We start from the raw sequence: 15,360 nt of genomic DNA, 5'->3' as shown, positions 1-15,360 counted from the left end.
AAAGGAAGTTCCTAATGTCCTATTTTGAGAATTTTTTAAAAGCCAATCAAGCCTATGTTGAATTGCACGGAGACCTTCATCTCCCTATCAAACCGAAAACGCAAGTAGCCATTGTGACCTGTATGGACTCTCGCCTTCACGTCGCACCAGCACTAGGGCTTGCTTTGGGGGATGCCCATATTTTGCGGAATGCAGGTGGACGCGTGACAGAGGATATGATTCGTTCCTTAGTCATTTCGCAGCAACAGATGGGCACTCGAGAAATCGTGGTCTTGCACCACACAGACTGTGGAGCGCAAACCTTTGAGAATGAAGGCTTCCGTCAGCATCTGAAGAAGGAACTGGGAGTTGATGTTGGAGACCAAGACTTCCTACCCTTTCAAGATATCCACGAGAGCGTCCGGGAGGATGTCGCTCTCTTAAAAGCCTCGCCGCTGATTCCAGACGATGTTATTATCTCAGGAGCTGTCTATGATGTCGATACAGGATTGATCACTGAGGTGACCTAAGAAATTTTATCTGTTTATGGGAACTTATTTCGTGAGAAATAAGTTTTTTTATTAACCAATTCAAAAGAGAAATCCGCAGTCAAAAATTATCTCCTTTATTTATCTTTAAATAGGCAAGCTCTTCAGTTTATGGTAAAATATTTTATAATTACGGGAGGTTTAAATGAAAAAAATTAAGAATCTAGCCAACATGAACTATTTATGGTTGCTGTTAGGATCCTACTTTATTGTCGTTTTGTTTAATTTGCTTAGATTTTCGACTGAAGCGCTCTTTCTAAAATTAGGAGAAGTAGGAATTGTTGGGACAATTATCGGGGTTGTCATCAGTTACCCATTTCTATGGTTTATTGGTGAGTATAAGAAACTCATTGATATTGGTGTTCTCAATACTTTTTTGACAGCTTTAATTCTATTTGTAGCAATTCTTAAAAGTCCAACCTTATTCTTATCTCTGGGATTGATTATGATTTCAGTTGCTTTATTCTTATTTTTCTATCTAGACAAAATAAGGTATGCAATTGTTTTCCCAGTATTAGTAGTGCTATCCTTTCCCAAGCTGCTCCTTCAAGCAAGTGGAAATTTTCAGGATGAAGCCCTAAAAATTCATTCTTTTAATATCGCTGAATCAAAGTTTACTTCTTTAATTTGGCCAATTTTGACTTCAATTATTATTGCATTATTAGTCGGACTGATTATCAGTAGATTGGCTGTAGACAAAATCAGTAAAGCATGGGTTAAACGACTTACCTTGATGACTTTAATTATTGGAGTCTGTTATGTCCTTTACTTATCTGTTGTAGTGTATTATAAAGTCAAGGCAAATTCAGGCTCGACATTTGATATTGGGATTTTCTCTCAAATGTTTGAGAGGATGAAGACAGACTTCACACAGATAACAACGCTTGAGAGAGATAAGGCTTTATCGCACTTTGCTGTCCATATTTCTCCGATCTTTTATGCGATTCTTCCATTCTACATGTTGTTTCCTTATGTAGAAACATTAGAAATTTTACAAATTCTTATTGTATTTTCTGCTGTAATCCCCCTCGGGCTGGTATTGAAGAAATTACAATTGCCAAAACTGTTAAATCCTCTAGTCATTGCACTATTTTTTGCTACTCCAGCAATGACAACCAGTGGCAGTTACCACATTCATGAGAACTGCTTTTTACCCCCTTTAATTCTATGGCTCTTTTACGCTATAATCTCTCAATGGCGTTTGCGAACGATCTTGTTTGCTCTGCTCATCCTTTTTGTAAAAGAGGATTCCTTTATTTACGTACTATCGCTAGGACTCTATTTTATCTTTCAGAATCGTTTTTCTATATCTCCGAGATTCAAAAAGTGGTTATATGCAAGTACATTTGTCTTGCCGGTAATTTACTTTGGGTTTGCTATGTTTCTATTGACAAAATATGGTGAAGGTGCAATGGTTTCTCGATATAGTCATTTGTTAATGTCTGGGGAGAATGGATTGTTAATGGTGATGAAAAACACTATCTTAAATCCGCTTTATGTTCTGGGTAGTCTGTTTACGGCTAAGAAACTTGGTTATATCTTTTTAGTTCTGTTTCCTCTAGGCTTTTTGCCACTTGTCCAACGACGCCTGTCAACTTATTTCCTTATGCTTCCTCTGCTAGCGATTAATTTACTAACAGATTGGCTTTATCAATATGATATTAATTTCCAATATAGCTATGGATCAGTTACTCTTTTATTCATTATGGGAATATTGGCGTTGGATCAATTGAGTAATCATAAAGTAGTAGGGGATAAGGCCCTTGTTGCTCTCGTTGCTTCGTCTTTAGTGATTTCAGGAGGGATCCTCTATAGCTACACTCATAAATGGAACTTTGAAATTAAATATTACCACAATCGAAAGGATTATTTTGAAGGGATACAATCAGTATTAAAAGATTTGCCAATTGAGTCTTCAGTAGTAACGACGGGGAGTTATACTCCAAGTCTTAGACAGCATGAAAAACTATATGATATCTACTATCATAATGATAAAAAAGTTGACTTAAATATTGATTATGTTGTTGTACCGAGAGAAACAAGGCAAGAAGGCAAAGGATTTTTTGAGGCGGATATCTTGAAGGCATATGAAGCTTCTGGCTATAAAGAAAGCTTTTTCTCTACAGAAGACGTTCTTGTGTTAGAGAAGTAATTTGAAGAAATTTTTCTTGATTTTGGAGTAAAATGCAAGTGTCTTGAATGCTGTTACATCACTAATGACATTTGAATAAAGCTGTCGGTTATATGCGGCAGCTTTTTATTATTTAATAGGAGGTTGATACAAGATAAATAGTGAATTTTCTTCCATTTTATAGAGGATAAAAGGAAAATAGAAAAGGAATTCTTTTGGGTAAAAATTTATAGAATAAAATAGTTGACTTTCTATCAAACAATAAGTATTATTAAAGTAAAATCCATTTCTATCCACCTTATAAGTAATTAAATATTTGTTAAAAGGTTGGTTTAGTTGAAACGTATAGACTGAGAAAAGTAGGAAGAATTAAATAAAAGAGGAGGATTCATGAATATTAAAAAAACAACCAAGTACTCTTTGTTAGCAATTGGGGTGTTAACAACATTTCAATTAGGCCAGGTAAAAGCCAGTGCGGATTCTTTTGAAAATTCAAATGAAAGTCTTATTAAGAATCAGGGCGAAAACCAGCCAGCATTGAATGAAACGGTTTCTATTCCAGAAGCTGAAACTAGAGTAGTTACAGAGCCAAATCCAGAAGAAAAGCCGGCAGTTGATCAGGGAGATAAGAAATATCCAGCTCCAGCTTTAACGGAAAAGGAAACAAAAAGCTCTGAGGAGGATGCTAAGAACCCTTCGACGGAAGCCTCTTCTTCTGATAAAGATAGTAAAGCCGAAACAACTCTTAATAAAGACAGTGAAGCCGAAGCAAGTCTTAGTAAAGATAGTAAAACCGATCCAACTCTTAATAGTGTAGAAAAGAAGGAAGATCCAACTCTTGCTCCAGGTACACTTTCCAATGCAAGTACAAACGAAGCTGAAACGGATGCAACTCCGGCTCCTAAGATTCGTCGTAAAAGAGCTGCAGCTAGCAATACAAAAGTATACGAAGATGCGGATTACGGTAAATATGTAAAAGCAACGGATTTTGGTCTTGATACGACAGGAAAAGTTGAAGCGAGTGAAGCAATCAAAAAGGCGCTCTCTGCGGCCAACGAGGTTGAGGGTGGCGCTTCTGTTATGCTATCAGGGACAGTCTTGCTGAAGAATACCTTGGTTATTGATGAAAACTATGCCAATGTAAAAGGTTTGATTGGTAGTGGTCCAAGTCGTAACAACACAAAAATCTTATTTAATAAGAAGCAAGACGGAGAACATGATCCTGAAACAAACTTGACGGATAACCGTTACGAGTCTGCGGTCCTCATTCAAAATCAGAATAACTTTACTGTAGGTCGTTTAACAGTTGAGCATGCTTATGATTCATCAGACTACACCAAAGATAATGAGTTTTACCGTAAAGGGAAATCATATTTTGGACGCTCAAACGGTATCTATGTAAACGATTCTTCAAATGTTACGATCAATGATGTTCGTGCAATGAAATTCAACAGAGCTGGTGTCTTCTTTAGTTCAAGTAAGGCAACGGCTCAAGAGTATGATAGCAATGGAAGACCAATCCGTTATAGCAGTATCTCTGAAAAGGTTTCAAACGAAGTCAAGTCTATCGGAGATCCAGATGTTCCAATCATGGACGGTAACAAGGTAACCAATTCTTTCCTTCATAACAACCGTGTTGCGGGCGTTATGTTCGGTTACCAACGTAATTTTGTTGTAGACAACAACATCTTGTCATATAACGGTCATGTGTTGGATGGTGGTACCGGATATGGTGCAGCCTCAATGGCAGGATCTTACAATGATGGTATTACCTATACTGGAAACTATACCAACTACAACTACCGTAAAGGATTGGATATCCATGACGGGAATAAGATCCTCATCGAAAACAACGTCTCACTCGGAGACCGTTTGAATGGTATCGAGGTTTATAACCGTGCTAACCCTATGACAGATGTCATTATTCGTAACAACAAGGTAACACAAGATCCAAACTCTAAGTTGGAAAACGATGATGATGATCCAGCTCGTTACCGTGGTTACACAGCTATTTCTATCCTGACAAACGAGAAAAACCACAAATGGACTAAACCTCTTGATAAAGGTCGTTATGTCATTTCAAATAACACCATTGAAGGTTTAACAAAACCATTTGAAAATGGCCAGCTAGGAACGTTTGGGATCCTCTTTAGAAATAACGAAAGCTCAAATGATTATAGCCTGAACATTGAAGGTAATACCATCACTGGTGATTCAACAGACTATATCATCTCTGTTAACAACAACACAGCCCAAGCATCTAGAGGTGTTGAGGGTGGTGGTTCAGGTGACATTACTATTTCAAGAAACAAGATTGAAGTAGATGACATCAAGCAGTTACCGATTTACATCAACGATGATACGACTTATGTAGCAAGTGTTATTGACCGTACAACTGGTAAACGTGTCAACAAGGTTACAAAAGTACCATTTACCAAGACTAGAGGAAGCATCAACATTGACAACAATGAGTTGACCGTTTCTAAGATTAAGTCTAGATGGAAAAATGCAGTTGCTATTGAAAGTACTAACGCATCTACTATTGATGTTAATAGCAATACCTTCAAGTATAAAGATAATGAGCCATGGCAACGTTACGATGTCACTCGTAGATCAGATGGAGCAGTTATCAAAGACATAATGCAAGCTTTCTTTGGTATCAACCGTCTCAACGATACTGTTAAAGTAACAGCTACAGATAACAAATTCATTGCAGACACTCCAAACAAAAATGGTTTCTTTAGACTATATAATGGTGAGTGGGTCAACTTAAATGCCAAGAGTAATAATGTCTTCCTTGGACGTAACACTCTAGATGGTAAGCCATTAGCTCCAGTAGATATCGTTGGTGATAAAACGGTTGAAACACTTCGTACAACAACCACGACAGAGTACATCATCGAAACTCGTGAGACAGATGAACTTCCTATCGGATTTAAAGAAACCGTTCAAAAAGGTGTTCCTGGTAAGAAAGTTAATGTTTATAAGATTACCAAAGTTGGTGATACAATTGTAGGTCGTCAGATTGAATCTGAGGAAGTCATTCAAGAGCCTAAGAGAGAAATCGTTTTGATTGGTACAGCGACAGAAACATTTGAAACTGTTACTGAGAAAGAAACTGTTGAATACGAAACAGAGATCAGAACGGACCCAACAAAACCTAAGACTTATCAATTTGAAAATCAAGCTGGTAAGAATGGTTCTGTTGAAAAGACTTACCAAATCAGAAAATTGAATGGTAAGGAAGTTGGTAAGACGTTGACGTCTGAAACAGTGATTGACCAACCAGTCAAACGCATTATCACAGTTGGTAGTGCAGTAGAAAAAGTAGAATACACTACTGAGGTCAAGGATGTTGACTTTGAAACTGTAGTTGAATACGACTACACGAAACCAAAAGGCTACGAAGAAGTCCGCCAGGAAGGTGAAAAAGGTCGTATTGAAAGCCAATATAAACTTACCTACCTCAATGATGAACTTGTTGACCGTACCTTGGTCAACGAAAATGTCCTTAAAGAGAAGAAGGACAAGATCGTTGTTAAAGGTCTAGGGGTGGTTGTGTCAATCAGATCCGTAGTTGTTGTCGAAGAAAAAGACTTCAACAAGGTTATTGAAAAAGATGAAACCCAACCAGAAGGCTACAGCAAGATCACTCAAGTCGGCTCACCAGGTACCATCACAACAACTTATGAAGTTACCTATGAGGACGATGTCGAAGTTTCTCGTAAGGAAATCTCAAAAGTCGAAAATCCAAAAGCTGTTGATGAAATCACAGTAATCGGTACTTCTAAGATGACAGAACGTACATTGGATGAACAGGTTGATGTTCCATTCAAGACGATTTATGTCTCAGACAATACACTTCCAGCAGGAGAAAGTGTTGTCGATGAAGAAGGAAGTCCAGGACAAATTATCCGCACCTTCTTGGTAAGCTATCGAAATGGTAAAGAAATCGGTCGTACCATCGTTTCTGAACACAAAATTACAGATGCAGTCAACCGTGTCGTTCGTGTCGGGAATGCGACACCTATCGTGGAAACAACTGAGCTTGTAGATGAGACAGAGTCAATCGACTACAATACTTTCAAAGAGTTTTCAGATCAGCTTCCAGCAGGAACAACCAAGGTTATCCAGGCAGGTAAGAAGGGTCAAAAAACAAATCGCTACTCTGTAACGAAAGTAAATGGCGAAGAGACATCTCGTACATTTGTAGAATCTAACATTACTACAGATCCAGTGGATGAAATCATCCAAGTCGGAACTCGTGTCAAAGAAATAAGAGAAGCAAGCGAGACAAGCCCAATTCCATTTACAGTTAAGGTTCGCAAAGACACTACGAAGCCTATCGGCTATCGAGTGACTGAAGTAGAAGGTCAAGACGGTGAGAAGTCAGACCTCTATAAAGTAACCTACATCAATGGTACCGAAACCAAACGGGAACATTTGAAGACAACGGTCGTTAGAGAAGCTGTTGACAAGGTGATTGTCGAAGGTGCAGGAGTAGAACGTGCTCTCTTTGAAATTCAAGAAGACAAGATCACAAGTACAACTGAGTACCGCAACGATGACACACTTCCAGAAGGTGAAACGAAGATTACCCAAGTTGGTGAGGAAGGACTCCTTCGTAAGACAATCGAGAAACGTTACTTCAATGATGAGTTGCGTTCTACGAAATTAGTAGAAAGCAAACTGATCAAAGAAGCAACTCCAACGATCATCTTAGTGGGTACAAAACATGTACCAACCATCAAGGTAGAACAAGACACTCAGACTGAGAAGATTGCCTATAAGACTCAAAACGTCGAAGATCCAGATCTACCAAAAGGTCAAACGAAGGTGGTTCAAGTAGGTCGAACTGGTATCATTGAAAAAATTTACCAACTGACTTACAAAGACGGAGTCTTAATCAAGACAGACTTGATCAGTAGCAAGGAAGTTCAAAAAGTTCAGGATGAGATTATCCATATCGGTACTCAAGTCACTGAAACTAAGGAAATCAACACAACAAGTCCAATCCCTTACAATGTCATTATTCGTAAGGATAAGACCAAGCCAGTTGGTTACAGCCTTGTTGAAGTAGAGGGTCAAGAAGGAACACAAACAGACTACTATCAAGTAACTTATGTCAATGGTAAGGAAACGAAACGTGAACATCTCAGAACGGATATTACAGTTCAGCCTGTTAATAAAGTCTTAGTTGAAGGTTCTGGAATCGAGCGTATAATGTTTGAAATTCAGGAAGAGCGAATCACAAGTCCAACGGAATTCCGTAATGACGACACTCTTCCAGAAGGCGAAACAAAGATTATCCAAGAAGGTCAGGATGGATTGATCCGTAAGACGATCGAGAAACAATACTTCAATGACGAAGAACGTTCTTCAAAACTGATCGAAAGTAAAACTGTCAGAGAAGCAGTTCCGACCATCATTTTAGTAGGGACAAAACATGTTCCAAATGTTAAAGTGAAGCAGGAAACGCGAACTGAGGAGACTAACTTTAGAACAGTTACCGTTATTGATGAAAACATGCCAAAAGGTGAACGTAAGCTTGTTCAAGAAGGTCGAGCTGGCTTGGTAGAAAAAATTTATCAGCTAACTTATAAAGATGGTGTCTTAGTCAAGACGGACTTGATTAGCGTCAAAGAGTTGCGTCCAGCACTCGAACAGATTATCCATATCGGTTCTCAAGTTACTGAAACCAAGGAGATCAGCACAACAAGCGCAATCCCATACAACACCATCGTTCGGGAGGACAAGACTAAGCCTGTGACTTATCGTTTGGTCGAAGTAGAAGGCCAAGAAGGAAGTCAAACAGACTACTACCAAGTAACCTATGTCAATGGTAAAGAAACTCAACGTGAGTATCTAAGAACGGTTATCACAACTCAACCTGTCAACCAAGTCGTTGTAGTGGGTGCTGGAGTTGAGCGTACAGTCTTGGTGACTGAGGATGAGGTCATTACTCATCAGACAGAATATCGCAATGACGAAAGCTTGGCAGAAGGTGAAACTAGAGTCTTCCAAGAAGGCCAAGATGGACTGATCCATAAGACTTTTGAAAAACACTACTTCAATGATGAAGAACTCTCTTCTACATTGGTTGATACCAAGGTTATCAGAAAAGCAGTTACTCGAGTAATCTTAGTTGGAACAAAACGACTTTCTACTGTTACAACAGAGGAGCTAATTGAGATAGAAGTCGTCGCCTTTGAAAAGAGGATCGTCGAGAATCCTAATAAAGCAGAAGGAACAGTCACCCTCTTGCAGGAAGGAAAAACAGGTAAGCGTCAATACAAATACCGTTTGACTATTCAAGATGGTCGTGTCATCAAGAAGGAATTAATCCAAGTGACACTAATCGAAGAACCCGTTCATGAAATTACTGAACTTGGCACAAAAGTAGTGAAGAAGAACGAGAAAAACGACCAATCTCAGGATCAACCTGGTCATAAAGTTGAGGAGCTCAATCATGTTTCAACAAATCCAAAAGCGGAAACCAAAGTTGAATCTATAATAAATAGCCAAAAAGATAGTGGGGAAATCCAAGAAAATCGCTTGCCGAATACAGGTGCAGAAGAGAGTTGGATCCTTTCTATCATGGGCTTTATCCTCTCAATTATCACTCTTGGTTTTTTCAATCGTCAAAAAAACGAATGATAAGTGAAAAAAGATAAAAAATACTTTGCAAAGTGAAACAATTATGTTACAATGATAAAAAATTAATAATAAGGAGTTTATTATGCAAACCACAAAAACGAGCATTAAGCGAGTTTTAGCGTTTTTTAGTGTACTAGTTTTGGCTTTGACAGTCGTAACAACGATTTTTGCTGACGAAGTTACAAACTATACCAACAACACGACTATTACCCTTGGTGGCAAACCTATTACTGCTGATACAAAAGTAGGCAGAGGTCAAGCCATGGAAGCTACAAACAGCATTACTTTCCCAGATTCTCAAGCAATCAATGCAGGTGATACACTTGTTCTTGACTTGCCAAAAGAATTGAACTGGCCAGTTAAGTCAGAATTCCCAATCAAAAACGGATCTGAAATCGTTGGTAATGCAGTTGCTGACCCAGCTACTGGTAAAACAACAGTAACGTTCACTGACTATTTCTCTAAAAATCCTAACAATAAGAGAATGTCATTGAAATACGATGTGGTTGTAAATGCTAGTACTGTAACTGAGTCTGGTAAAAAGACATTCAAGTATGGTGAGCAAACTTATAATTTGACTTACGAGCCAGATTCTACTGCGATTGGTCAATATGAGTACAAGTATGGATATCAAGACCCACAAAATCCAAAACGTATCAAATGGAAAGTTATCTTGAACGCTGGTCAAGATAAATTGAACAAGATGGTTATCACAGATGAGCTTGCTGACGGACAAGTATTGGTAGAAGGAAGCCTTCGTGCTGTACGTTACGCAACTCAACCTAAAGCTATCGAAAGCGAAGAGCAACTTACAAAACTTGACCCAACTGACAACTTCTCTAAGAAAGCTGTATATACTAAGAACGCTGCAGGTCAAATCACTGGTTTCACTATCAACTTTGGTGACAACTGGAACTGGCCAATGTACTTGGAGTACACTACTGAGTTGACTGAAGCTAAGAAAAAAGGTGATGTAGTTAATAACACCATCAAGTGGAAAGCAGAAAACTTCCCTAACGAACGTAGCTACCCTGCTAAGACCCTCATCTATACTGCGTCTGGTGAAGGTGAAGGGGAAACTACAACCACAACTACAACCACAACGACTACTACAACAACTACAACCACAACTACAACAACCGAGGAACCTACAACTACAACCACAACTACAACAACAGAGGAACCTACAACTACAACCACAACTACAACAACAGAGGAACCTACAACCACAACCACAACTACTTCATCAACCGAGGAACCTACGACAACTACAACTACTTCGTCAACAGAGGAACCTACAACAACTACAACTACTTCCTCAACAGAGGAACCTACAACAACTACAACTACTACAACAACTACAACTACTTCCTCAACAGAGGAATCTACAACAACTACAACTACTTCCTCAACCGAGGAACCTACAACAACTACAACTACTTCCTCAACAGAGGAACCTACAACTACAACCACAACAACTGCTTCATCAAGTGAAGAAGAAACCACTACAACAACTGCTTCATCAAGTGAAGAAGAAACAACCACAACAACTGTTTCATCAAGTGAAGAAGAAACAACCACAACAACTGCTTCATCAAGTGAAGAAGAAACCACTACAACAACTACAACAGTTAGTGAAGAAACAACCACAACAACCACCACAACTCCAGAGTCAACACCTCCGGTAGATCCAAATAACCATGGTGCAGGTGAAGGTGAACCTACAACAACTACAACTACAACAACACCTGGAAACCCTGGCGGAAAACGTGGTACAACCACCACCACAACAACACCAACACCAGGAAACCCTGGCGGAAATGCAGATGGTAACGGTGGTGGACGCAAAGTCCTTCCAAATACTGGTGAAGTCGTAGCAACTGGCCTAGTATTCACAGGAGTACTTGTCCTATCAGGTGCGATTGTAATGAAACGTAAAATGTCTAAATAATAGAAAAAGAGTTTCCGTATAAAGGAGAGAGCGAAAGCTCTCTCTTTTTTGGAAATAGAGTAGATGGAGAATAGAGATGAAACTATCGATACTCATTACATTACTGAATGAGGAGTTGGTCCTGTCTCAAACGCATGCTGCTATTTCGAGTCAGCTAGAGCAGATGTTTGGGAAAGAACTTACTGACTATGAAATTCTCTATGTCGATGATGGAAGTAGTGATAAAACATTTGAACTCATTACAGCCATTGCGGAAGAGAACCCTCATGTAAAATATATTCGATTTAGTCGTAATTTTGGTCGTGAGAGCGGTATTTTAGCAGGCTTCAAATATGCAAGCGGTGATGCGGTAATGGTAATGGATGGAGATTTACAACATCCACCTTATCTGATCCCCCTCTTTTTAGAAGCCTATAATGAAGGCTATGATATCGTCAGTGGGCAACGAACTCGAGAAGGGGAGTCCTTTATCGGCAGTACCTTTGCTCGTATGTTCTATTTCTTGTCCAACCGGTCGATGGATGTTAAACTGACGGATGGTAAATCCGAGTTGAGACTCCTTAGTCGTAAAGCAATTGATGCGTTTGTATCTATGCCAGAATACAATCGTTTCAATAAGGGCTTGTATGAGTGGATTGGCTTCAAAGAGAAGGTGATTCCTTATAAAAACGAAATCCGTAAAGCTGGAAAGAGTAAGTTTGGTTTTAAAAAATCAATGAACTATGCCATTCAAGGGATTATTTCATTTAATGATCGTCCTCTTCGTGTTTGTATTCAGTTTGGATTTATCTGTTTGGGACTTGCTATTTTGTATCTTGCTTTTGAAATGATGAAGTACATGTTCGCGCAAGGGAATTATGTGAGTGGCTATTTTACAACCATAGCTGCGATCATTCTATTTAGTGGTGTTCAGTTAATATTTATCGGTATTCTTGGGGAATACATTGGAAAAATTTATTACGAGGTGAAGCGCCGTCCTCATTTCATCATTGAAGACACCAATATTGAACAAGCCAATGAGAATAAGATAGGTTAAGATGTATAGGAGATAAAAATGTTAGTTTGGTTCATGCGCTTGCAAGAGCTTTGGAAAAAGAATCCCAAGAGGTTTCTATATGCTTTTAGCGCTTTACTCCCGATGACAATTATGCTTGTTGTTTGGGCATTTATGGGATCATATCCTTTTGGAACCAAAAGTTTGATGGCAGTTGACTTTGGTCAACAATACATCAGTTTCTTTGGTTTATTAAAAAATGCTGTACTCACTGGGGATCTTTCTAGTCTGAGTTATTCGTTTACCAAGTCCCTTGGTGGAGATATGATTGGGGTCCTCGGATATTATTTAATGAGTCCCTTCAATATCATTTATATTTTGACCCCACTGAAGCATTTCGGTTTTGCAGTATTTTTGACAATTTGGCTCCGTTATGGCGCAATAGGAATGGCCTTCGCCTTTCTTCTTATTAAGCGCTATAAAGGATTAGAGAAAAGAAAATGGTTAGTGCCACTATTTTCGACAGCATATGCTCTTTCAGGAATGTTGGTTTCTTATCAAATGAACGTCATTTTTTATGACGCTATGATTATGTTGCCGATTGTCATTGTTTACTTGGAAGAATTATTAGATGGTAAATCCCCTTATCGTTATTCTTTTGCATTGGGTCTGACCGTCCTACTTCAATTTTACATGGGTTACATGATTTCGATCTTTGTTGCTCTGTATGCTTGCTTCTATGTATCTCCTAGGTTGATGATTGATGGAGATCTTAAAGCAAAGATCAAAAACTTTATTGAACCTTTGTTACAGGCTGTCATTTATTCTATTATTGGGATTGGGACAGCAGCAATCCTAATCCTTCCTGTATTCTTCAATTTGATAGAAAGTAAAGGTCAAGTTGGTGGAGGGATGACCTTCTCCTTAGCCTTCCAGATTAATCCACTGGATATTCTTGCTAAGATGGTGATTGGTGGCTTTGATACGACCTCTGGTTGGTCTGCAGGACCAAACTTACCAAATATCTATATCGGAGCATTTGGTTTTCTTGGCTTTGTTCTTTACTTTCTTTCTAAGAATGTTTCAAAAGTTAAGAAATGGGCTGCTGGAATTGTTACTCTTATATTCTTGACATCATTCGTCAATGAGTTTGTAAGTAAGATTTGGCATATGGGGCAAAACCCTGCCGGTTTCTTTTTCCGTTTTTCTTGGTTATTCTCGTTCTTCATGTTGGTATTGGCTTACCAAGTAATGAAGGAGAAAGTAGTTATTTCTAAGCTAGCTAATCTAGTCATTACACTTGGTTTGGTTCTAGCTGTTATCTACATCCATTTAAATAGCTATACCTTTATTTCGAAAATTCAACCAAAAGCAGTAACATCCTATTTCTCAAGATACTCAATTCTCCACCTACTAGGCCTTGTGGCTGTTGCTTGCTTTGGTTTCTATACCTACTGGGAAAAATCAAAGAGCAATCAACGAGAGAAAATCCTTCGAATCGGAGTTACTACTATTTTCTTAGTGATTGCAGGATTTTTGTTGAAACAAGGCTATCTTTTCTCACAATTAAGTCTTACAGCGATAATCTATCTGCTTCTATTGCTTCTAATAAATTCTAAACTGTCACGTCTTTCAGTTGTCGTCGTGTCAGCTTTGAGTATTTTTGAATTCGGATATAATGCTTATTTGTCTCAGGTTACTCTGGGTTATGACGACGTCAATAAATTTTCAGATGCAGCTGTTTCAGTGAAACGCATGACAGATAATATTCAAGAAAATGCAGACGAAGAATTTTATCGGATTGCAACGACTTTCGCATATTCACGGACGGTACCTTCTCTAGTCTCTTATCCTGGCTTAAGTACCTTTAGTTCGAGTTTGGAAAGAAGCACCATGGATCACTTTGCTTTAATGGGGGACCTAGGTGTCAACGCCGCTACTGAATATACAAATGGGACACCGCTAACAGATGCCTTGTATGGGGTTCGTTATTATATGACGGTGAAAGATTTTGATCCAAAAGAAATAGAAGCAAATCCAGAAAAGATGTACTTCCATCGTTTTACAAATCGTTTCGATTTGGAGCGCTATTATACAGAAAAAGTATATGAAGACAAGCGATTTGTTGTCTATAAGAACCCAAATTCATTCCCTCTTGGATATGGAACAAATGCTCTGGTTAAAAATATAAAATTTGGGGTGAACAATGCTATCGCAAACCAAAATATTATTTTGAACTCAATGGAAGGGCATCAAAAGAAAACGAGTGATTATTATGACTACTTTAAGCCGTTAGCTTTTAGTGCCATTGAAACGGAGAATGTCATTGAAGAAAAAGTAGATAAGAACACTGGGGAGGCAATCTATAAAAGAGCAGATTCTTCTAAAGAGGCCATCATTCGATATAAGCTAGTGCCACGTTCAAACTATACTTATTACTTTTTCACACCAGCGGGGTTGATTCCAAAACAAGATTACTCAGTTTTAGTGAAAGGGAAATGGTTGCCTAATAATAAAACGTTCACTCAAAGACAACTTTGGCAACTAACTGATAATACTGAAAATCAAGAAACTGTGATTGAGTTTCGATTTAGAACTGATAAAATTGATATGAGTCATGCAGGGGTCTATCGTGCAGATCTTGATCAAATTCAAAAAGTATTAGATAATCGTAAGAAACAAGGTTTAGAAGTAACCAAGTTTTCAAATACCCATATTGTCGGTAATGTAAATATTACGGATGATAGTAAATTTATGATGACTTCAATCCCATATAGCGACGGATGGAAGGTCAAAGTAGATGGGAAATTTGTCCAAACTGAAAAATCTTGGAATGCCTTCTTATCCTTCCCAATTACAAAAGGGAAGCATAAGATTGAGTTCGTCTTTAAGAAAAAAGGATTTATCCTTGGTAGCTTATTATCAATCGTTTCGATTACTTCCTTAGTGATTATCATGAAACGTTCGAAAGGAACTGTTTAAGCATGTAGGTCTACTATCCTTTAAAAAGAGAGTGGGACAGAAATCGGTAATTCGTTAGAATTAGATTTCGTCGTCCCACCTCCGCACAGTTGAGTAGGGCTGTAAAAGCTGATGAAAT

Annotated in this window: 6 protein-coding genes; all 6 read left to right on the top strand. The window is 38.5% G+C overall.

Going from position 1 to position 15,360, the window contains the following annotated elements; translation table 11 throughout:
- Nucleotides 1-14 precede the first annotated feature (14 nt).
- The 6 genes from L0M85_RS09285 (at nt 15) to L0M85_RS09260 (ending at nt 15,242) form a co-directional block, all read left to right on the top strand.
- The gene (locus L0M85_RS09285; RefSeq protein ID WP_125335023.1) at nt 15-509 is read left to right on the top strand and encodes a carbonic anhydrase; all 495 of its coding nucleotides are present in this window, start codon (nt 15-17) and stop codon (nt 507-509) included.
- Nucleotides 510-672: 163 nt separating this feature from the next.
- The gene (locus tag L0M85_RS09280; RefSeq protein ID WP_125335021.1) at nt 673-2,679 is read left to right on the top strand and encodes a DUF2079 domain-containing protein; all 2,007 of its coding nucleotides are present in this window, start codon (nt 673-675) and stop codon (nt 2,677-2,679) included.
- A gap of 369 nt (nt 2,680-3,048) precedes the next feature.
- A complete protein-coding gene (locus L0M85_RS09275; protein ID WP_238656915.1) occupies nt 3,049-9,315 on the top strand; it encodes a G5 domain-containing protein in 6,267 nt (2,088 codons plus the stop codon).
- Nucleotides 9,316-9,397: 82 nt separating this feature from the next.
- Nucleotides 9,398-11,266 carry an Ig-like domain-containing protein gene (locus tag L0M85_RS09270; RefSeq protein ID WP_238656914.1) on the top strand — a complete coding sequence of 623 codons (1,869 nt, stop codon included), beginning with the start codon at nt 9,398-9,400 and terminating at the stop codon, nt 11,264-11,266.
- Nucleotides 11,267-11,342: 76 nt separating this feature from the next.
- A complete protein-coding gene (locus L0M85_RS09265) occupies nt 11,343-12,302 on the top strand; it encodes a glycosyltransferase family 2 protein (protein ID WP_195610952.1) in 960 nt (319 codons plus the stop codon).
- Nucleotides 12,303-12,320: 18 nt separating this feature from the next.
- The gene (locus L0M85_RS09260) at nt 12,321-15,242 is read left to right on the top strand and encodes a YfhO family protein (protein ID WP_238656913.1); all 2,922 of its coding nucleotides are present in this window, start codon (nt 12,321-12,323) and stop codon (nt 15,240-15,242) included.
- Nucleotides 15,243-15,360: the final 118 nt, after the last annotated feature.

The sequence above is a fragment of the Streptococcus sp. DFI.7.26 genome (assembly GCF_022240605.1).
Classification (GTDB): Bacteria; Bacillota; Bacilli; order Lactobacillales; family Streptococcaceae; genus Streptococcus; species Streptococcus xiaochunlingii.
This window is presented reverse-complemented; position numbering and strand designations above follow the sequence as displayed.

Bases quoted from the DNA above. Each gene is read 5' to 3' on its own strand.
- L0M85_RS09270 (WP_238656914.1), top strand. From the start codon at position 9,398: ATGCAAACCACAAAAACGAGCATTAAGCGAGTTTTAGCGTTTTTTAGT.
- L0M85_RS09280 (WP_125335021.1), top strand. From the start codon at position 673: ATGAAAAAAATTAAGAATCTAGCCAACATGAACTATTTATGGTTGCTG.
- L0M85_RS09265 (WP_195610952.1), top strand. From the start codon at position 11,343: ATGAAACTATCGATACTCATTACATTACTGAATGAGGAGTTGGTCCTG.
- L0M85_RS09285 (WP_125335023.1), top strand. From the start codon at position 15: ATGTCCTATTTTGAGAATTTTTTAAAAGCCAATCAAGCCTATGTTGAA.
- L0M85_RS09275 (WP_238656915.1), top strand. From the start codon at position 3,049: ATGAATATTAAAAAAACAACCAAGTACTCTTTGTTAGCAATTGGGGTG.
- L0M85_RS09260 (WP_238656913.1), top strand. From the start codon at position 12,321: ATGTTAGTTTGGTTCATGCGCTTGCAAGAGCTTTGGAAAAAGAATCCC.